The sequence below is a fragment of the Pseudomonas hamedanensis genome (genome assembly GCF_014268595.2).
GTDB lineage: Bacteria > Pseudomonadota > Gammaproteobacteria > Pseudomonadales > Pseudomonadaceae > Aquipseudomonas > Aquipseudomonas hamedanensis.
The window spans coordinates 1,526,748-1,549,279 of the sequence record NZ_CP077091.1; the positions used below are offsets into that span (position 1 = coordinate 1,526,748).

A 22,532-nucleotide genomic window follows, 5' to 3' on the forward strand; every position below is an offset into this window, starting at 1 on the left:
TCAGGACCCCGCCATGGCGGACACCGGATCACCGATCACCACCCGATCGCCTTCAGCCAGACCGTCATTGATCTGCACCTTGACGTTGTTGTTGATCCCCACCTGCACATTGCGCGGCTGGGCTTGGCCCTTGGCGTCGAGTACGCGCACCGGAAAACTGCCGTCGCTGTTGCGCGCCCCGAGCGCCGCCACCGGGATGGTCAACACTGACCGGGCCGTGTCGAGCACTACGCGCACCTGCGCGGTCATCGAGATACGCAAGCGATGGTCCGGGTTCGGCACTTCGAACAGGGCGTTGTAAAACACCGCCGTGTTTTGCTTTGGCGTGCCGGCAGGCGGCGTTTCGAGGAAGTTCTGCGGCGCCGGTTCAGTGCCGCGCAGCTTGCCGTAATAACGCTTGTCTTCGCCCAGAATGGTGAAATACACCGCCTGCCCCGGCGCGATGTGAATCACATCTGCTTCCGAGACTTGCGCCTTGACGGTCATGGTGTCCAGGTCGGCGAGCTTCAGCAGAATCGGCGCCAACTGATTAGCGATCACCGTCTGGCCTTCTTGGGTGACGATGCCGACCACATCGCCATCAATCGGCGCAATAATTCGTGTATATGCGAGATTGACCTTGGCGGTGTCGATCTGGATATGCGCACTTTTGATCTGTGCCTCCAGCGACAGCAGGTTGGCCTGCTGCACTTCGTAATTCGATTGCGCGGTTTCGAAGTCCTGACGAGAAATGGACGCGTCCTCCTGCAAATTCCGATACCGCTCGTACAACGCCTTGGTCTGCCGCAACTGGGCCTGAGTCGCGCGCTTTTGGGCTTGCAGGTTTTCTTCATCGACCTGGGCCTGGCGCAGAGTGTTCTGCAATACCAGCGGATCGATTTCCGCGAGCCACTGGCCCTTTTTCACCTTGTCGCCGACCTTGACCTTGAGCGACTTCAATTGCCCCGACACCTGCGCACCGACATCGACCTGCTTGATGCCCTCCAGCAACCCGGTGGCAAGCACCGCGTTCTCGATGTCACCGCGTTCTACCGTGGCGGTCAGGTACTGCGGCGCCTCCGCCGGCGCCTGCACCGCGTACAACAGCAAGCCGGCCACTGCCGCCAGCGCCACACCCATAGCGACTTTGCGCAACTTCGACTTTTCCATAAATGACTACAAATCCGTTCAGGGTTGAACCCGGTCAGCGACCGGGCTGCAAGACGTACACATCAATCAGGAGAGCACTTCACTGGCAGGCTCGGTGAGCCCTTCGTGCCACCACGCGGCGAAACTGAATACGTTGGGCGCCTTGAGCAGGGTGAAATGATTGCCCGGCCCGTACCACACCGTCAGATCCGTCACCTCCCTTCGCCAGCCCTCGACCATCGCCGCTTGCTCTCGCTGATTACCGGCCGCATCCAGCGTCGGGTCGTCGACCAGCGCCAGGCGCACCGGGCCGCTGTAGCGCTGGTGCGGCTGATAGACCGTGCGCAAGGCGCTGGCAAAAGTGCGAGTCGAACCGATTAGCGACTGTGGCGTAGACCGTGCCGACAGCACGCCCGCACGCACCATGCCCGCGTGCAGCAAACCCAGTTGCGTGGCGTCATCGGCGTCGGCGAACGCCTCGGCATCGATGCCCAGCGAAGTACCGGCCGACAGTTGCAGCGCCTCGATCAGCCGTTGCAGCGCCGCGGTCGCGGTGTAGGCTCTGCCGATCACGCCGTTGCCGCCGGGCGACTCGCTGTCAATCAGGGTCAACGTTGCCACCTCACGTCCGTCGGCCTCAAACTGCGCAGCCATGGCATGCGCTACCCAACCGCCGAACGAGTGCCCGATCAGGTGCAGCGGACCCTGCGGGTAGAGTTGCTCGATTGCCCGCCGGTAAAAAAGCGCTGCCGCCTCGACTTGACTGTGCGGCACCGCCCCACCTTCCAGCCCGCGCGGTTGCAGGCCGTGAATCGGCCATTGAGGGCCGAGGGCCTCGGTCAAATGAATGAACCCGGTGACGCTGTCGCCGGCCCCCGGCACGCAGAAAATCGGCGCCCGTGAGCTGTCGCCCGTCTGAATGGTCACCAGCGGTTGGTAGCCAGGCAATGCCGGCGCCTGCGCCGCTTCCAGTGCCTGGCTGATCGCCTGACCCAGCGCTTGGATATGCGGGGCCTTCATCATGCTCTGGTGGTCGCCCGGCACGTCGATGCAGCGCAGCTCGCTATCCGGCAGCTCTTCGGCCCACCCCAGGGTCGGGCTGAGCTGCGCCATCGCCGCCGAGCGTTGTTTCGCACGGAACACATGCAGCGGCAGAGGCAACGGACTGACCCGGTAATGTGCCAGCGCATGCCCATGCGCCACCTCGCGATCCAGGTAATGCCAGGCCTCTGCCGCCGAAGCTGCCGCCAACTCAGGGTGCAGCAATTGCTGGCGCTGGCAACGTTCGAGCAGCTCGGCGAACGCCAGCGATTCCAGTTCGGACTGCAACGCTGCAAGCGCGGCGAGCCTGCCCTGCCCGTCTTCGCCAAGACCGGCCCAGTGCGCGCTGCAATGCAAGAGCAATTGACGCTTGTGCACGTGCGCATCGTTCCAGCGTGCCTTGTGCGGATCGGCCAGACGCGGCACATAGCTGTCAATCAGCCCGATAAACTCGACAATTTCGTCCAGTCCGAGCAACTGCTGAGCGACCTCATAAGCCAGTACACCACCAAACGACCAACCGGCCAGTCGGTAAGGCCCATGCGGTTGTCGGGTGCGAATGATCCCGACCATGCGCCTCGCCAGGCATTCGAGCGTGCGCAACTGTGTTTGGCCGTAGTCGATGCCCGGCAGCCCGTAGATAGGAAAAGCGCCGCCGATGTGCCGGCCCAGCGCCGGAAAATACACGTCGCGGCCACTGAATTCGTGGACTAGAAACAATGGCGTGCCCTGATCACCCGCGCGCACCAGCGTCAGCCCCGGCTCAGGCTCCGGCGCACCCCCGCCATCACGTTCAGCGAGCAGCGCAGCGGCCGCTTCAACGCTGGGATGCTGGAACAGCTCGGCCAGGGTCATGGGGAGATCGGCCTGCTGCATCTGGTTGACCAGACGCACCGCCAGCAACGAATGCCCGCCCAGCTCGAAAAAGTTGTCGTGGCGACCGACCTGCTCGACCTGGAGGATTTCGCCCCACAACCCGGCGAGACGGGTTTCAAGTGCATTGCCCGGCGCCTCGTACACACGGCTGAGCAACGCCGCCTGCGTCGGTGCCGGCAAGGCCTTGCGATCGACCTTGCCATTGTTGTTCAGCGGCAACATCTCCAGACGCACCCACGCCGAGGGCACCATGTATTCCGGCAGCCGTGCCTGCAACAAGGCGCGCAGCGTGGCGCTTTGCAGGTCGGCATCGTCGGCAGTGAAATAGGCCACCAGCCGCGTCGGCTCCGTACCGTCACGCCGCGCCAGCACAATGGCCTCCTTGACGCCGGGGCAACCGAGCAGACGGTTTTCGATCTCGCCCAGCTCAATACGGAATCCGCGAATTTTCACCTGATCATCGTTGCGACCGATGCACTCAAGCTGCCCGGGGGCCAGCCAGCGCACCAGGTCACCGGTGCGATACATCAGCGCGTCGGGCTGTGTGCTGAACGGGTCGCGCAGGAACTTCTGCGCCGTCAGTTCAGGCCGGTTCAGATACCCCAGGGCCACGCCCTGCCCGCCAATGTACAACTCACCCGTGACGCCGAACGGCACCGGTTGCTGACAGGCGTCGAGCACATACACCTGCGTATTGGAAATCGGCCCGCCGATCGACACGCTGTCGGCCTCTTCGGCGACAGTCTGCACGGCAAACGTGGTGGCGTAAGTGGTGGTTTCCGTCGGGCCATAACAGTGCACCAGACGCACGTTCGGTGCCTCGCTGCGCAACTTGCGAAACGCCGCCGGATCGCCGCGCTCACCGCCACAAAGCAGGATGCGCAAACCCTTCAAGGCGTCGGGAATCAGCTGCACATACTGGTTGAACAGCGCTGTGGTGACGAACAGGATGCTCGCGCCGCTGCGCTTGAGTTCGTCGCCGAACGCTTGCGGATCGAGCAAGGTGGCATGGTCAATGATCGCCACACGTGCGCCATTGAGCAGTGCGCCCCAGACGTCCATGGTGCTCGCATCGAAGGCCGGGTTGGAGGCGAACGCTATACAATCCTGGCGGTTGAAATCGGCGTAGCCGTTGTTGATCACAAGCCGCGTGATCGCCCGGTGCGGCACCATCACGCCTTTTGGCATGCCGGTGGAGCCGGAGGTGTACATGATGTATGCCAGCGACTGCGCCGATTGCGGCAGATCCGGGTTATGACCGGGCTGGGCGTCGAGCTGCAGCGAGTCGAGGTCGATCCGCCGCACCGCAAAAGCCACCGTGGCTGTGCTGCGGGTCAGCAGCGCAGCGGCCCGGCAATCGTCGACCATGAACGACTGGCGATCGGCCGGCGCGTGAATATCCAGCGGCACCCAGGCCGCCGCGCATTTGCCGATCGCCAGCTGCGCGATCAGCAGGTCCAGCGAGCGCGGTAACAGGATCGCCACCGCATCGCCGGGCTTCACGCCTTCACTCAGCAGAAAATGAGCCAGTTGATTGGCCCGGCGGTTCAGCTCGGCATAGCTCAAGGTCTGTTCGCCATGTACCGCTGCGACGGCGTCGGGCTGTCGCGCGGCGTATTGTTCGAACAACCGCTGTACCGTGTCGGTGTGTGGGTATTCGCGATCGGTCGCATTGAAATCCACCAGCAAGCGCTGACGCTCCTCGTCCTGCACCAGCGGCACGTGGGCGAGCAGCGCCTGATCGTTGCTGACCATCGCTTGTAACAGCTGCTGCAGATAGCCGGCAAAACGCTGCACGGTGGCTTCATCGAACAGCGCGGTGGCGTATTCCAGCCAGCCGCCAATGCCTTCCGGGGTCTCGCCGAGGGTCAGGGTCAGGTCGAACTTGGCAAAATGACTGGGCTCGGCCACGGCTTCCAGCGTCAGCTCGCCCAAGGCCAGCGCCGGTCCGTCGCTGTTGCGCCAGTTGAACATGCTCTGGAACAGCGGGCTGTGCGCCAGGCTGCGCACCGGACGGGTAATTTCCACCACTTGTTCGAAGGGCAGGTCCTGATGCGCCTGCGCTTGCAGGGTAATCGCCTTGACCCGCGTCAGCAGCGCTTGGCCATTCAACTCGCCAGCGGTGTCGATGCGCAATGCCAGGGTGTTGACGAACAGGCCGATCATCCCCTCGACTTCGGCGCGGTTACGGTTGGCGACCGGCGATCCGATGACCACATCGGTTTGCCCGGACAAGCGCCCCAACAGCAGCGCCCACGCGCCGAGCAGCGTCATGTACAACGTCACGCCGTGGCGCTGGCTCAAGGCCTTGAGTCCGGCGCCCAAACGCGCATCCAGTTGCAGCGCAATGCTGCTGCCGGCGTAATCCTGCTGCGCCGGGCGCGGGCGATCCGTCGGCAAGGTCAGCAAGGCCGGCACATCACGCAGGGTGCGCTGCCAGTATTCGCTCTGGCGCTGCAACACCTCGCCGCTCAACCAGCGCCGCTGCCACACCGCATAGTCGCTGTATTGCAGGGTCAACGGCGGTAACGGGTCGTCTTCACCCTGACTGAACGCCTGATACAGCGCCATCAGTTCGCGGGTCAGCACGCCCATCGACCAGCCGTCAGAGATGATGTGGTGCAAGGTCAGCAGCAGCACATGGTGATCGTCGGCCAGGCGTACCAGCCGTCCGCGGATCAACGGATCGTCAAGCAGGTCGAATGGTCCTGAGGCCTCGCCCTGAATCAATGCCTGCAACGCCTCCTGCGCCTGCGGATGGTGGCGCAGATCTTCGAGACGAAGCACAAGACCACTGTCGACCGGAGCAATCAGCACCTGCGCGTCGCCATCGAGCGGCGCGAAGCGGCTGCGCAGCGTTTCGTGGCGCGCGACGATGCGGGCCAGTGCGCGTTGCAGGGCAACGTCGTCCAGGGCGCCGCGCAAGCGCAGGGCAATCGGGATGTTATAGGCGGTGTTGGCACCCTCCATCTGCGCCAGAAACCAGAAGCGCTGCTGGGAAAACGACAGCGGCAGCGCGGTGTCACGGGGCACCGGCAGAATCGGTGGTTGCGTGCAGCGCCCGGCTTCGGTCAACACCTGCGCCACTGCTGCCAGCTCGGCGTTGGCAAACAGATCGCTGAGCACCAGCTCGACGCCCAGGCGCTGCCTGACGTGCGCGACCATGCGCATGGCCAGCAGCGAATGCCCGCCCAGTTCAAAGAAATGATCCTCGCGCCCTACCCGCTCGACCTGCAGCACGTCGGCCCAGATGTCGGCCAGCGCCGTTTCCACTTCGCCCTCCGGCGCCACATAGTCGCGGACGAACAGCGCCGAGCGCTCGGGTTTCGGCAGGGCTTTGCGGTCGAGCTTGCCGTTGGCCGTGAGCGGCAATCCGTCGAGTTTGACGAAAGCGGACGGCACCATGTATTCCGGCAACTGGGTCAGCAGCAGCGCGCGCAGCTGCGCCACGTCCAGCGCCTGCACTTGCGCCTGCTCGGTGAAATACGCCACCAGCCGCGACTGCCCCGGCTGATCCTCGCGGGCCAGCACTACCGCTTCCTGAATCCCGGGCAACTGGTTGAGGCGCTGCTCGATTTCGCCCGGCTCGATGCGTACGCCGCGAATCTTCACCTGGTCGTCATTGCGCCCCAGATATTCGAGCGTGCCGTCGCTGCGCCAGCGCGCCAGATCGCCGGAGCGGTACATGCGCGCCTGTGCGGCGTGGCTGAACGGATCGCAGAGGAAGCGTTCGGCAGTGAGCTGCGGCTGGTTCAGATACCCACGGGCCACGCCGCTGCCGCCAATGTACAACTCGCCGGCGACGCCAATCGGCACCGGCCGCTGTTGCGCATCGAGCAGGTACACCGTGGCATTGCTCACCGGTTTGCCAATGTGCAAGGCGTCGCCGCTGTCGATACGCCCGGAGGTGGCGACCACGGTGGTTTCGGTCGGGCCGTAATTGTTGATCACGTCGAAACGCTGGTTGCGCGAGTACTGCCGCAAGCGGTCGCCGCCGATCAGCAGCGTGCGCAAGGTCGGATGTTCCAGCTGTTGGCTGAACGCGTATTCGGCCACTGGCGTGGGCAGGAAGCTCACGTCCAGCGGTTGCGCGCGCCACCAGTCAAGCAAGGCGTCGATGTCTTCACTGCCGTCGTGCGCCGGCGCGATGTGCAGGGTCGCGCCCACGCACAACGCCGGCCAGACTTCCCAGGCCATGGCATCGAAGCCAAATCCGGCGAGGCTTGAGGTGTGGCGGCCAGCACACAAATCAAAGGCTGAGCAGTGCCAATCGATCAGGTTCGACAAGGTGCGGTGTTCGACCATGACGCCCTTGGGCAACCCGGTGGAGCCAGAGGTATAGATCACGTAAGCGAGATGCGCGGCATTGAGACTCGGCAATTGCGGATTACCGGTGATGCCCACCGGCCAGGTCCGCGGGTCCAGATTGAGCACTGGCACGGCCAGCATCGGCAGGCGTTCGCGCAGCTCGGTGCTGGTCAACACGGCCACGGGTGCACTGTCGCGCAGCAGATGCAGCAGGCGTTCGGCCGGGTGCGCCGTATCGACCGGCACGTAACCGGCGCCGGCCTTGAGAATCGCCAGCAGCCCGACCAGAGCCTCCAGCCCGCGTCGGGCAACGATGGCGACGCGGTCATCCGGCTGCACGCCCAGACCGATCAACTGATGCGCCAGGGCGTTGGCCTTGTGGTTCAACTCGGCAAAGGTCAGCGCCTCGCCCCCATGAACGGCCGCCAGCGCCTCCGGACGAGCCAGCACCTGCGCTTCGAAACGCTGATGAACGGGCAGCGCCGCCGGGTAATCGACCTGGCTGGCGTTGAATTCGCGCAACACTTGCTCACGCTCTGCGGCCGGCAGCACTGACAACTGATTCAGCGGCGTATCGGGCGCCTGTTCGAGCGCCGATAACAATTGCTCCACCGCACACAACAGGTAGTCGCAGAGACGTCCACCATCGACGGCGCTACTGGCCAGCAACGTCAGGCTGAACCGGTCGCCGAAGTCGTCGATGCTCAGGGTCAGCGGGTAATTGGTGCGTTCTTCCGAGCGCAACACACTGATGCCTTCCCACGCGGCGAGTGCTTCGTCGCTGGCAGCGGCACTGGAGGCGCTGTGTCGATAATTGAGCAGCGTGCTGAACAACGGCGAAGAAGCGACCACACCGCTGCAGCGTTGCGCCAGCGCCAGCGGCGCATGTTCATGACGCATCAAGGTAGTCAGCCGCGCGTGGGTGGCCTTGACCGCCTCAACGACGGCGAGCGCTGCGATGTCCACACGCAACGGCAACGTGTTGATGAAGATGCCCAGCGCGCGTTCGGTGCCTTCGGCATTCTGCATGCGCCCCATCAACACGGTGCCGAAGACCACGCTCACTTGCCCGGTCAGGGCATTGAGCACTTGCCCCCAACCGAGGTGAAACAGGCTCGCCACGCTCACGCCCAGCCGCCGCGCCAGGGCCCGCAGGCGGCGATTGAGTTGCGGGTCGAGCGCCTGGCTGAATTCGACGACGTCGCTGCCGTCACCGTGCACGCCTTGCAATCCGTAGGGCAAGGTCGGCTCGTCGATGTCAGCGAGCATGTCGCGGAAAAACGCTTCGTGTTCCGCCTCGCTGATGCCCAATCGGGCTTGCGCCACATAATTGCGAAACGGCACGGGCGGGCCCAACCGCGCGGCGTGTCCGCACAGGCAGGCCTGCAATTCCTCGCTGACCACCGCCAGGGCCGAGTGGTCCATCGCCAGGTGATGGAACAACAGCATCGCGACGATGCGTTGCCCGCTCACATCCCGGGCATGCGCCAGGCGCAACAGCGGCGCACGGGTCACGTCGAGACGGAACTGCCTGGCGTCGAAACGGGCGTGCAACTGTGCCAGGGCATCACCGCCATCGGCTTCCAGAGTCACTTCTTCCAGCGGCAGGCGCGCACCGCGCATGACCACTTGCAGCGGTGTGTCGAGACCTTCCCAGACCACCGCCGTGCGCAGGATGTCGTGACGATCGATCACCGTTTGTAACGCATCGACAAATGCCTGCAAACGCTCTGCCCCGCTGAAAGCGAATTGAGCCTGCATGACATACGGATCGCCGTGTTGGGCGCTGACGTGGTGATAAAGAATGCCTTCCTGCAATGGCGTTAACGGATAGATGTCTTGCACGTTCGCAGCCCCGCCGGGGATGCCTTCGATCAGGTGATCGAGGGCGTCCTGACTCAGTTGCGTCAGGGTCAGCATCGCCGGGGTGATGTGCGTGCAACCAGGGCCGATGCCATTGGCCGGCACTTCGACCTGCCCGACACGCGCCGCCGAATACTCGCCGGCCTTGATCAACTCGATCAACGCCGCCTTGTGCTCGCGCAACGACGCCAGTAGCGCCGGATCGCTCAAGGCCTGCTTGTTGCCATTGACGCGCAACTGCTCGTCCGTGACCGTCAACTGGATGTCTCGGGCCTTGAGTGTCGCCAACAAAGGGTTCAGGTTCACAGGACGATCTCCATTCTTTCCGTGATTGCTGCATAGCCGGCCAGGGTCGGTTGTTCGAACAACGCCCGGACATCCGCCTCCAAGCCTTCCTGTTGCAGACGGCCGACCAGACTCACCGCCAGCAACGAATGCCCGCCCAATTCGAAAAAGTGGTCATGCCGCCCGACTCGTTCGACATTGAGCAATTCGCCCCACAGCCGCGCCAGCGTGATTTCCACCTCGCCGACCGGTGCCTCGTAGGGGCGCTTGTTGAGCGAATCCTGATTGGGTGCCGGCAACGCCTTGCGGTCGAGTTTGCCGTTGGGGCTGAGCGGCAGGCGCTCGAGATGGACGAACGTTGCCGGGACCATGTAGTCCGGCAAGGCGTGCAGCAATGCGGCGCGCAGGATGTCGATGTCCAGCCGCAAACCGGTGTAGTACGCCACCAGCCGCTTGTCCCCCGGCACGTCTTCACGGGCCAGCACCGCCGCTTCGTGCACGCCATCGATCCCCGTCAGGCCGGCCTGGATTTCACCGAGTTCGATGCGCAGGCCGCGAATCTTCACCTGGTCGTCATTGCGCCCCAGATACTCGATGTGGCCGTCGGCGCGATAACGGGCGATATCGCCGGTGCGGTACAGGCGCGCTTGCGCCTGCTGGCTGAACGGGTCGCTGAGGAAGCGTTCGGCACTCAGTTCGGCGCGGTTCAGATAACCACGCGCGACCTGCACGCCACCGATGTACAACTCGCCAACCACACCTTGCGGCACCGGTTGTTGCTGCGCGTCGAGGATGTACATCCGGGTGTTGGCAATCGGTTTGCCAATCGGCGTGTTATCCGGCGTGTCCTGCAGCGGCCCGGCGCAACTCCACGCGGTGACATCCACCGCCGCTTCGGTCGGGCCGTACAGGTTGTGCAACTGGCTGGCCGGTAACTGCTGTTTGAACCGCCGTACCAGGCTGCCGGGCAACGCCTCGCCACTGCACATCACCTGGCGCAGTGCGGCGCAGCGTTCGGTCTGACCGTGAGCAAGAAACACGTCGAGCATCGACGGCACGAAATGCACGGTGGTGATGTGTTCGCGCTCGATCAGCTCGCTCAGGTAGGCCGGCTCCTTGTGCCCGCCAGGACGGGCCAGGAGCAAACGCGCGCCGGTCATCAGCGGCCAGAAAAACTCCCAGACCGACACGTCGAAGCTGAATGGGGTTTTCTGCAATACGGTATCTACAGCGCTCAGTGCATAGGCGTCCTGCATCCACAGCAAGCGGTTGACCACCGCGCGGTGTTCGTTGGCGACACCCTTGGGCTGGCCGGTGGAGCCTGAGGTGTAGATCACGTAAGCCAGATGCGCCGAGGTCAGGCCGGGGACCTGCGGATTGTCCGCCGGCAAGTCGTGCCAACTGTCGTGTTCCAGATTGATCACTGGCACCGCCAGCGCACTCGCCCGCGCGGCCGTGCTGCCTTGCACCAGCACCGCCACCGGCGCGCTGTCGGCGAGCATGTAAGCAATGCGCTCGGCCGGGTAGTCCGGGTCCAGCGGGACATAAGCGCCGCCGGCCTTGAGGATAGCCAACAGGCCGACAACCATCGCCACACTGCGTTCGACACAGATCGCCACCCGCGCATCGGCCTGAACCCCAAGCCCGATCAGATGATGGGCCAGGCGGTTGGCGCGCTCGTTGAGTTGCTGGAAGTCGAGGCGCTGGTCAGCCATTTGCAATGCCGGTGCGTGCGGGGTGCGCAACACCTGGGCTTCGAACAGACCGTGCAAAGTCTGCTGCAGGTTGTAATCGACCGCCGTCGCGTTGAAGTCGAACAGCAGGCGCTGACGCTCGGCGTCCGGCAGGACCGACAACTGATTGACAGGTTGCTGCGGCGCTTGCTCCAAGGCACCGACCAGCGCTTGCAACGCGGCTTCCATATAAGTACAGATACGCAACGCACCGACCTGCGCCAAGGTCATCGCGGTGAGCCTGAAGCCTGTGCCCAGGTCATCGACGTTGAGCGTCAGCGGGTAGTTGGTGCGTTCCTCACTGCTTAAGGTCTCGATGCCTTGCCACGCCGGGTGTGCCTGGGTAGGCGTGGCGCTGCCATGCCGGTAGTTGAGCATCGCGCTGAACAGCGGCGCCGGCGCCGCAATCCGGCTGCAACGCTGGGCCAGTGCCAACGAAGCATGCTCATGCGCCAACAGGCCGGTGAGTTGCCCATGGGTAGCCCGGAGTGCCGCACGCACCGGTTGCGCGCCAAGGTCCACACGCAACGGCAAAGTATTGATGAACATGCCCAGCCCGCGATCGGCACCCGCCCCGCCCTGCATGCGCCCCATCAGTACGGTGCCGAACACCACCCGATCCTGTCCGGAGGTAGCGCCCAGCACTTGTGCCCAGGCCAGATGAAACACGCTCGCGACGCTGATGCCCATGTGCCGTGCCTGAGCGCGCAAACGCTGCGTCAGCGCGTCGGGCAGCGCCAGCGAGGCCTCTTCACAAGTACCGGACCCCGCGTTGACCTCACGCAAGCCGAACGGCAAGGTCGGCTCATCGACATCGCCAAGCATGTCGCGGAAAAACGCCTCGTGCTCCGCCTCACTGGCGCCAAGCCGCGCCTGTGCCACGTAGTTGCGATACGGCACTGGCACCGGCAGCGAACGCTGCTCGCCGCCCAGGCTGATCTGCATTTCTTCGCGCACGACTTCCAGCGCCGTGTGGTCAAGGGCGATGTGATGGAACAGCAACAGGCCGGCCACTTGCCCAGTGGCCGGGTCGCGGGCGTACAACAGCCGAATCAGTGGTGCCTCAGTGAGGTCCAGGTTGTCCACCGTCAACTGCTCGAAGGCAACTTCTTCTACCGGCAATTGAGCTTCGCGCCACACCACCTGCACGGGGACTGTCAGGCCCTGCCAGACAATCGCCGTGCGCAAGATATCGTGGCGCGCCATGACTTGCCGCAGCGCACGGGCGAACGCCTCGACACGCTCGACACTGGCGAACATCAGGCGCGAGTGCAGTACGTACGGATCGTTTTGCGCAGCCGTGATGTGGTGATAAAGAATGCCTTCCTGCAACGGCGCCAACGGGTAAATGTCCTGCACATTGGCCGCACCGCCCGGCACCGTGGCAACGATGCGGTCGAGCGTCGCCTGGTCCAGTTCAAGCAGACTGAGCATGTCCGGCGTGATGTGATCGCAGTCCGCTGCGATGCCATTGGCCGGTACCACGATTTCCCGTCCGCTGCCGACGGCTGCTGCCAGCGCTGCCAGTGTCGGCTGGTCGAACAGCACGCGCACGTCGGTGCTCAGGTCGATCTGGCGCATGCGCTCGATGACGCTGACCGCCAGCAGCGAATGCCCGCCCAGTTCAAAGAAGTTGTCGTGCCGGCCGACCTGTTCGACCTTGAGCACTTCGCTCCAGATTTGCGCCAGCGCGGTTTCCACCGAGCCTCGCGGCGCTTCGTACTGGCGGCTCAGCCAGGCGTTTTGCTCAGGCTCCGGCAAAGCCTGGCGGTCGAGTTTGCCATTGGCGGTCAGCGGCAAACTGTCCAGCCGAACATAAGCCGCCGGCAGCAAGGCTTGCGGCAGGCGCATCTGCAGATGCTCGCGCAGGTCGTCGAGGTCCAGTGGCGCGCGGGCGGTGAACCAGGCCAGCAACTGACCATCACGCACCTGGGCGACGGCCTCTTGCAAGGCCGGATGACTGGCGAGTGCCGCTTCGATTTCGCCCAGCTCCACACGCACGCCACGCAGTTTCACCTGATCGTCGTTGCGCCCCAGATACTCCAGCGTGCCGTCGGTACGCCAGCGCGCAAGGTCGCCAGTGCGGTACATGCGCGCGCCCGGTTCCTGGCTGAACGGATCGGCAAGAAACCGTTCGGCGGTCAGTTCATCGCGGTTCAGATAGCCCCTGGCCACGCCTGCACCGGCTACGTACAACTCACCTTTGACACCCACCGGCAGTGGGTTCTGTTGCGCATCGAGGACATACACCTTGGCATTGGCGATTGGCCGGCCGATGTGCAGTGGCTGCCCGCACTCGATGCGACCCGACGTCGCCACCACCGTGGCTTCGGTCGGGCCGTAGTTGTTGATCACGTCGAAGGTCTGGTTACGCGGGAACTGCCTGAGCTTGTCGCCACCGATCAGCAGCGTGCGCAAGGTCGGGTGGCTCAGCTCACGGCTGAACGCGTATTCAGCCACTGGCGTCGGCAGAAAACTCACCTGCAACGGCTGCGCGCGCCACCATTCGAGCAATTCATCGAGGTGTTCATTGCCGATCGCTGCCGGTGGCAAGTGCACAGTGGCGCCCACACACAACGCCGGCCAGACCTCCCAGGCCATGGCATCAAAACCGAACCCGGCAATGCTGGCGGTATGGCTGCCGGAGCGCAGGTCGAACGCGGCGGCGTGCCAGCGCACAAGATTTTCCAGCGTGCGGTGTTCGACCATCACCCCTTTCGGCTGGCCGGTGGAGCCTGAGGTGTAGATCACATAGGCGAGATTGTCCGCAGTCAAACCCTCGACCTCTGGGCTGTGTTCAGGCAGGTCATGCCACCGCTCATCGCCAAGATCAATCACCGGCACCTCCACAGTGCCCGGATCCACGCCCGACACCAGCAGCGCCAGCGGCGCACTGTCGGCCAGCAAATAGGCGATGCGCTCGGCCGGATGCGCCGGATCGATCGGCACATAGGCAGCGCCGGCCTTGAGTACCGCCAGCATCGCCAGCAACATGTGCTGGCCACGCCGGGTGGAAATCGCCACCCGCGCGTCCGGCCTGACGCCCAGTTCGAGCAGATAATGCGCGAGACGATTGGCCTGTTGATCCAGCTGCGCATAGGTCAGCTGTTGCTCGCCGGCTTGCACCGCCACAGCCTCTGGATTGAGCAAGACCTGCGCCTCGAACAATCGGTGCACGGTTTGCGCGGGCGGGAAAGCCGTAGCGCTGGCGTTGAACTGCGTCAGCACGCGTTGACGCTCGAGCGGCGGCAGGATCGCCAGGCGATTCAGCGCCTGCCCGGGGTTTTCCTCCAGCGCCGACACCAGCGCCGTCAGTGCGCACTGCATCAGTTCGCAGACCCGTTGTGCCCCCACCTCGCCAGGTGTCAGCACCGCCAGATCGAAGCCTTCGCCCAGATCGTTGATGCTCAGCGTCAGCGGATAATGGCTGCGCCCGTCGTGGGCGAGAAATTCGATCCCTTGCCAAGCCGCCTCAGCCGTCTGGCGCGCGGCGCTGTGACGATAGTTGAGCACCGAACTGAACAGTGGCGACGGCGCCGCGACAGCACTGCATCGCTGAGCAAGGGCCAGCGAGGCATGTTCATGGCCGAGCAGCGCGGCCAGGCGCTGATGCACATCGCGCAGTGCGGCGCCGACGCCGTGTTCGGCCACCTCCACACGCAACGGCAAGGTATTGATGAACATGCCCAGTGCCCGGTCAGCGCCCTCACCGCCCTGCATCCGCCCAAGCAGCACGCTGCCGAACACCACGCGCGGCTGGCCGGCGGTAACCGCCAGCACCTGCGCCCAAGCCAAGTGGAACAGGCTGGCCGCGCTCACCCCGAAGCTGCGCGCCTGCGCCCGCAAGCGCTGGCTCAACTCCAGCGGCAGTGTGCTGACATGGGATTCGATATCGCGCCCATCTCCCGCGACCTCACGCAAACCGAACGGCAAGGTCGGCTCGTCGATATCGCCAAGCATTTCGCGAAAGAACGTCTCGTGTTCCTGCTCGCTGGCGCCGTGGCGGGCCTGCGCCACGTAGTTGCGGTACGGTGCCGCTGCCGGCAGTGGCTCGGTATGGCCGAGCAGAGTGGCGTGCATTTCCTCCCGCACTACCTCCAGCGCAGTGTGATCGAGAGCAATGTGGTGGAACATCAGCAACGCCACGACCCGCTTGTTCACGGGATCGTCGGCATACACCAGACGCATCAGCGGTGCCTGCCCGAGGTCCAGACGCCATTGGCGGGCGACGAAGCGTGCTTGCAGTTGTGCGAGTACGTCACCGTCCGCCGACGCCAGCGCAACGGCTTCCAACGCCAACGGCGCGTGCCGCCAAACTACTTGCTGCGGGCTCGGCAGCCCCTCCCAGACCACACTGGTGCGCAAAATATCGTGTCGCGCGATTACCATTTGCAGCGCATTGGCGAACGCGTGCAGCCGATGGATGTCGGCAAACGCCAGACTCGATTGCAGCAGATACGGGTCGCCGGCGCCTGCGCTGATGTGGTGGTAAAGAATGCCCTCCTGCAAGGGCGCCAGCGGATAGATTTCCTGCACGTTGGCCGCGCCGCCCGGCACCGTGGCGACGATGCAATCGACACTGGCCTGATCCAGTTCGCTGAGGCTCAACATGTCCGCGCTGATGTAACGGCAATCGCGAGGTATGCGATTGGCCGGCACCGCAATCTCGCGCCCGCTGCCCATCGCTGCGGCCAGTGCGGCCAGGGTCGGCTGGCTGAACAGCACCCGCACATCAGCACTCAGGCCGAGCTGGCGCAGGCGCTCGATCAAGCTCACGGCGAGCAGTGAATGCCCGCCGAGTTCGAAGAAATTGTCATGGCGCCCGACCTGCCCGACCTTGAGCAGATCGCTCCAGATCTGCGCCAGGGCGGTTTCCAGCGGACCTTGCGGCGCAGCATATTCATGGCTGAGCCACGCGCTCTGATCCGGCTCCGGCAAGGCTTTTCGGTCGAGTTTACCGTTAGCGGTCAGCGGCATGGCGTCGACGCGGACATAGGCGGCCGGGATCAGCGCCTCGGGCAGGCGACTCTGCAAATGGTCGCGCAAGTCGGCGATATCTACCGCGCGGCGCTCGCTGAACCACGCCAGCAGCCGCCCGTCACGCACCAGCACCACGACGTCTTGCACGCCGCTGTGGGTCCTCAGTGCGGCTTCGATTTCGCCGGGCTCGATGCGCACGCCACGCAGTTTGACTTGATCGTCATTGCGCCCCAGGTACTCGAGCGTGCCGTCCGCGCGCCAACGCGCGACGTCGCCGGTGCGGTACAGACGCCCGTGCGGTTCATCGCTGAATGGGTCTTGCAGAAACATTTCGGCGGTCAATGCCGGGCGATTCAAGTAGCCCCGCGCAACCCCAGCGCCGCCGACATACAACTCCCCCGGCACACCGACCGGCACCGGTTGTTGCCGGCTGTCCAGCAGATAAACTGTGCCATTGGCAATCGGCCGGCCGATGTGCAAGACCTGCCCAGCCTCGATGCGACCCGATGTTGACACCACCGTGGCTTCGGTCGGGCCGTAGTTGTTGATCACGTCGAAGGTCGGGTTACCCGGGAACTGCCTGAGCTTGTCGCCACCGATCAGCAGCGTGCGCAAGGTCGGGTGGCCCAGTTCGCGACTGAACGCATATTCAGCCACCGGCGTCGGTAGAAAACTCACCTGCAACGGTTGCGCGCGCCACCATTCGAGCAATTCATCGAGGTGTTCATTGGCGATCGCTGCCGGTGGCAAGTGCACAGTGGCGCCTACACACAGCGCCGGCCAGACCTCCCAGGCCATGGCATCAAAACCGAACCCGGCAATGCTGGCGGTATGGCTGCCGGCGCGCAGGTCGAACGCGGCGGCGTGCCAGTGCACAAGGTTTTCCAGCGTGCGGTGTTCGACCATCACCCCTTTCGGCTGGCCGGTGGAGCCTGAGGTGTAGATTACGTAAGCCAGATGCGCCGGGGTCAGCGCCGGCAGTTGGGGGTTGCGCGCGGACAACTGCGCCCAGCGGTCGCTGTCCAGATCAATCAACGGCACCGTGCCCAGCAGGGTGCGTGTCGACGCCTCGGCCAGCACCGCTACGGGATCGCTGTCCTGCAACAGATAGGCGATGCGCTCGCGCGGATAGGCCGGATCGACCGGCACGTAAGCGGCGCCTGCCTTGAGAATCGCCAGCAGCGCGACGAGCATCTGCGGACTGCGGCGCAAGCACACGGCGACGCGGTCATCCGGCTGTACGCCAAGGGCGATCAGGTGGTGGGCCAGGCGATTGGCGCGCTGATTCAGTTCGGCGTAACTCAAACGCTGCTCGCCCTGCACCGCCGCCCACGCCTGGGGATTGGCCAGCGCCTGCGCTTCGACCAGACGCTGCACAGTCTGCGCCGGCGGGAACGGCTGGGCGGTGTCGTTGAAGGCAAACAACACCTTATGACGTTCGCCCGGCGAGACAATCGACAACTGTTCAACCGGCAGCGTCGGCGTGTGCTCGAGTGCGGTCACCAGACTGTGCAACGCGGTTTGCAGGTAATCGCAGACGCGCATGCCATCCACCTGCGGCACGGCCTGTACGTTCAACAGGAAACCGTCGCCCATGTCGTCAACGCTGACCACCAGTGGGTAATTGCTGCGCTCACGCGAGCAAAGAATCTCGATGCCGTCCCATTTCACGCTGGCCGCGTCCGGCTGACTGTGGCGGTAATTGAGCAGCGTGCTGAACAGCGGCAGCGTCGCGGCGACGCCACTGCAACGTTGGGCCAGCGACAGTGAAGCCTGCTCGTGTCCAAGCAGTTGGGCCAGGCGGTCATGGGTGGCGCGCACGCTGTCCTGCACCGATTCGGCAGCGACGCTGACGCGCAGCGGCAGGGTATTGATGAACATGCCCAACGCGCGATCCGCGCCCTCACCGCCCTGCAGGCGCCCGAGCAGCACGGTACCGAAAACCACCTCTTGCTGGCCCGACACCTGCGCCAGTACTTGTGCCCAGGCTTGATGAACCAGGCTGGCGATGCTGAGACCGAGACGCCGCGACAACGCGCGCAAACGTTGGCCGAGGCCCTCATCGACAGTCAATTCGCTGTCGACAACGGCACTGCCGTCGCCGAGCACGTCCTGCACACCGAAGGCCAGTGTGGGTTCGCTGATATCGCCGAGCATGTCGCGGAAAAACGCCGCGTGCGCCGCGTCATCGGCGCCAGCACGGGCCTGGGCCACGTAGTTGCGATACTGCACCGCTGGCAGCAAATCCTTTGTTTGCCCGTGCATCAGGTCGCTCATTTCCGTCACCAGCACTTCGAGTGCGGTGTGATCCAGGACGATGTGATGCATCAGCAGGATGCCGACCCAGCGTTGGTTGGCGCGGTCTTCGGTGTAGGCAAAACGCATCAGCGGGGCAGACTTGAGGTCGAGGCGATAGTGACGCGGATCGAAACGCGCCTGCATTTGCTCCAGCACATCGCCGGCGAGCCCGTCGGCATCGACCCGCTCAAGGGTCAGTGGCGCCTCACGCCAGACCACTTGCACCGGCTCCTCCAGCCCCTCCCAGACCACGCTGGTGCGCAGGATATCGTGCCGGGCGATCACGCTGTTCAAGGCGCGGACAAAGGTTTTGATCTGCGCCAGCCCGGCGAACGCAAACTGCGCCTGCAACACGTAGGGATCGCCAGCGTGGGTGGCGAGGTGGTGATAGAGAATGCCGGCCTGCAACGGCGCCAGGGCATAGATGTCCTGGACGTTGGCGACACCGCCGGGGACGCTGGCAAGCACCGTGTCGATGCCGGCCTGATCCAGATCGGCCAATGGCAGTTTATCCGGGGTGATCGACGTGCAGCCGGGTTCGATGCGATTGGCCGGTACGACATAACTCGGTGTCGCCCCAAGGGTCGCCGCCAACGCCGCCACGCTCGGTTGCCCGAACAGCACGCGCACATCGCACTGCAAGTCATGCTGGCGCATGCGTTCGATCAGCTTGACCGCCAGCAGCGAATGTCCGCCCAGTTCGAAAAAGTTGTCATGCCGGCCTACTTGTTCGACGCCGAGCAAGCGCTGCCAAATGTCCGCAATGAGATGTTCTATCGCGCCCTGCGGCGCCTCGAACCCGCGCCGTGCGAACGCATCGCTGTCGGGCGGCGGCAATGCTTTGCGGTCGAGCTTGCCGTTGGCGGTCAGCGGCAAGGCGTCGAGCCGCACGAATGCACTCGGCACCATGTAGTCCGCCAGCGAGCCGAGCAGCGTGTCGCGCAATTGCGCCACGCTCGGTTCTTCGTCATCAGCGATCCAGTACGCCACCAGTCGCGGGTCGCCGGGGCTGTCTTCACGGGCGATCACCACAGCTTCGCGCACACCGTTACAAGCCGACAGGCGCGCCTGAATCTCGCCCAGTTCGATGCGAAAGCCACGAATCTTCACCTGATCATCGTTGCGCCCCAGATAGTCGAGGCTGCCGTCGGCCGCCCAGCGCGCCAGGTCGCCGGTCTTGTACAGGCGCGCATCGGCAGTCGTGCTGAAAGGGTTGCGAATAAACCGCTCGGCGCTCAGCTCTGGACGATTGAGATAACCGCGCGCCACGCCCGCGCCACCGACATACAACTCGCCGGTCACACCGACCGGCACCGGTTCGCATTGAGCGTCCAGCACGTAAAGCTGCAAATCGGGGATGCGCCCGCCAATCGGGCTGACGCCGACCAACTGCGCGTCAGCTGCCTGCAGCGGTCGATACGTCACGTGCACCGTGGTTTCGGTGATGCCGTACATGTTGACCAGCCGCGTACCGGCGTTGCCGACCCGGGCAAACCACGGTTTGAGCAACCCAGGCTCCAGCGCTTCGCCGCCGAAAATCACCTCGCGCAGTGAATGTTGCAGCGCGCTGCGGCCCTGCGCGGCGACTAACTGGCGGAACGCGCTGGGCGTCTGATTGAGTACCGTGACACCGCTGCGACAGAGCAACGCATAGCATTCGTCCGGGGAACGGCTGACGGTTTGCGGAACCAGCAGCAATTGCCCACCGAAGGCCAGCGCCGCCCAGATTTCCCACACCGAAAAATCGAAAGCGAACGAGTGGAACAACGCCCCGACGTCCTGCTCATTGAACTGAAACCAGTCGGCGGTCGCCGAGAACAGCCGCGCCACGTTGCGATGTTCAACCATGACCCCCTTGGGCAAACCCGTCGAGCCAGAGGTGTAAATCACGTAAGCCAGGTGCGCCGACGTCAGCCCGGCAACGTGCGGGTTGCCTTCGGATTCGGCGCGCAGTTGAGGGCTGTCGAGGTCGATCTGCGGCACCTCGGACGCGCCAACGCATGTGCCTGTGGCAGCTTGTATCAGCACTGCCACCGGGGCGCTGTCCTGCAACGTGAAGGCGATTCGCTCCTGCGGATACGCCGGGTCGATCGGCACATAAGCAGCGCCGGCCTTGAGCACACCGAGCAAGCCGACAATCATTTGCGGGCCCCGCTCGACACAGATCGCCACGCGTTGATCCGGACGGATACCCAGCGCCAGCAAGTGATGGGCGAGCTGATTGGCGCGGCGATTGAGTTCGCCGTAACTGAGGGTCTGCTCATCGAAGATCAGCGCAGTGGCGTCGGGCCGCGCCTGCGCATGGGCTTCGAACTGTCGATGGATCAAAGGGGTATCGGCAAAGTGTGCGAGCGGTGCGTTGACGCCATACAGCAGATGCTCGCGCTCGCTCGCCGGCAGGATACCAATACTGTGCAGCGGCGTTGGCGCGCCCGTCTGCAGTGCTTCGACCAGACCTCGCAGGGTGGTCTGCAAATAATCGGCGATCCGTTGCGCACCAAGACGGATGTCCGCCAGAGCGGTGATACGCAGATCTTCGCCCAGATCATCAATGTTGACGGTCAGCGGATAGTTAGTGCGTTCGCGAGCGCCCAATACCTGCACGCCCGGGGCGATATCAATAATCTCGGCGACTTCATCGACGCTGCTGTGACGGTAATTGAGGATTGCGCTGAACAGCGGCGTCGGTACAGCCACGGCGCTGCAGCGTTGGGCCAGCGCCAGCGAGGCTTGTTCATGGCCGAGCAACGCGGTCAGGCGGCGATGGGTCAGCAGCACGCCGGCGCGCACATCGTCCGCGCCGACATCCACCCGTAGCGGCAAGGTGTTGATGAACATCCCCAACGCATCCTCACCGCCCTCGCCGGCCGCCATCCGCCCGAGCAGAACCGTGCCGAACACCACCGCCGTACGCCCGGATAACTGGCCGAGCACCCGCGCCAACGCCAGGTGCATGACACTCGCCACGCTTACGCCCAATTGCCGCGCCTGCTCGCGCAGTGCCTGGCTCAGGGCGCCGTCGAGCATCAATGAGGCTTCTTCGATCGAGTGCCCGTCGCCCTGCACGTCCCGTAACCCGCAAGGCAGTGTCGGCTCGTCGATATCGGCAAGCATTTCGCGAAAGAACGCCTCGTGGGCCGGCTCGTTCGCCCCCAGCCGCGCCCGCGCCAGGTGATCGCGATACGGCACCGCTGGAGCCACCTGCACGGTCTGCCCGAGCAAAAACGCCTGCGTCTCGCGGCGCACCACGTCCAGGGCGAGGTGATCCATGATCAGGTGATGAAACAGCAACAACGCGACCACACGGCCGTTGTCTGGATCGTTGGCGAACACCAGACGCAACAGCGGCGCTTGCTGGACATCGAGACGGAAATGTTGCGGATCATGGCGGTGCAACAGTTGCTCGAGCACGTCACCCGTGCCGCTCGGATCGAGTTCTTCGCAGTGCAACGAAGCCTTGCGCTGGACCACTTGCAGCGGCTCGTCCAGGCGCTTCCAGATAAACGAAGTGCGCAGAATGTCGTGGCGGCCAATCATCCATTGCAACGCGTCGGCGAAGGCTTGCAGACGCTCGCGGCTGTCAAAGGCGAAGCGTGCTTGCGACACGTACGGATCGCCCGCTGGTGCCGACAAATGCAGGTAGAGCATGCCCTCCTGCAGCGGCGCCAAGGGGTAGATGTCCTGCAGGTTCGCCGCACCGCCCGGCACGCCGGCGACGATGCGGTCGAGGGTGGGTTGATCCAGCGTCACCAGCGGCAGCATGTCCGGGGTGATGCGAAAGGCCGGACTCAGCCAGTCACCGTTGTGCCGGGCGACCAGCTCAAGCAGTTGCGCCTTGTGGGTGGCGAGGCTGTCCCACAACGCATCGTCCAGCGCGTCGTCACTGCCCAGAATGACCAGGTCTTCATCTTCCTGTTGAAGGCGGATCGCATGGGTGGAAATAACTGCCATCAGTTCGCTGAAATGCATGGGGTAACCTGCTGTAAAGACGAGAAAAAGGCACACGCTGCAGCGAGTCCG

At 64.2% G+C, this 22,532-nt stretch carries 3 protein-coding genes; all 3 read right to left on the reverse strand.

Features of this window, described 5'->3' with window-relative positions:
- Positions 1 to 1,149 carry a macrolide transporter subunit MacA gene (gene macA / locus HU739_RS06605; RefSeq protein ID WP_186547976.1) on the reverse strand — a complete coding sequence of 383 codons (1,149 nt, stop codon included), beginning with the start codon at positions 1,147 to 1,149 and terminating at the stop codon, positions 1 to 3.
- Between the two features lie 66 nt (positions 1,150 to 1,215).
- Positions 1,216 to 9,522, reverse strand: coding sequence for a non-ribosomal peptide synthetase (locus tag HU739_RS06610; RefSeq protein WP_186547978.1), 8,307 nt, complete (start codon positions 9,520 to 9,522; stop codon positions 1,216 to 1,218).
- Entirely contained in the window at positions 9,519 to 22,481 is a 12,963-nt protein-coding gene (locus tag HU739_RS06615) for a non-ribosomal peptide synthetase (protein WP_186547981.1), read from the reverse strand. Before HU739_RS06615 ends, HU739_RS06610 begins: the two co-directional genes overlap by 4 nt.
- Positions 22,482 to 22,532: the final 51 nt, after the last annotated feature.

What these genes read in the sequence shown, in the direction of transcription:
- macA (WP_186547976.1), bottom strand. Translation starts at nt 1,149, where the DNA reads ATGGAAAAGTCGAAGTTGCGCAAAGTCGCTATGGGTGTGGCGCTGGCG.
- HU739_RS06615 (WP_186547981.1), bottom strand. Translation starts at nt 22,481, where the DNA reads ATGCATTTCAGCGAACTGATGGCAGTTATTTCCACCCATGCGATCCGC.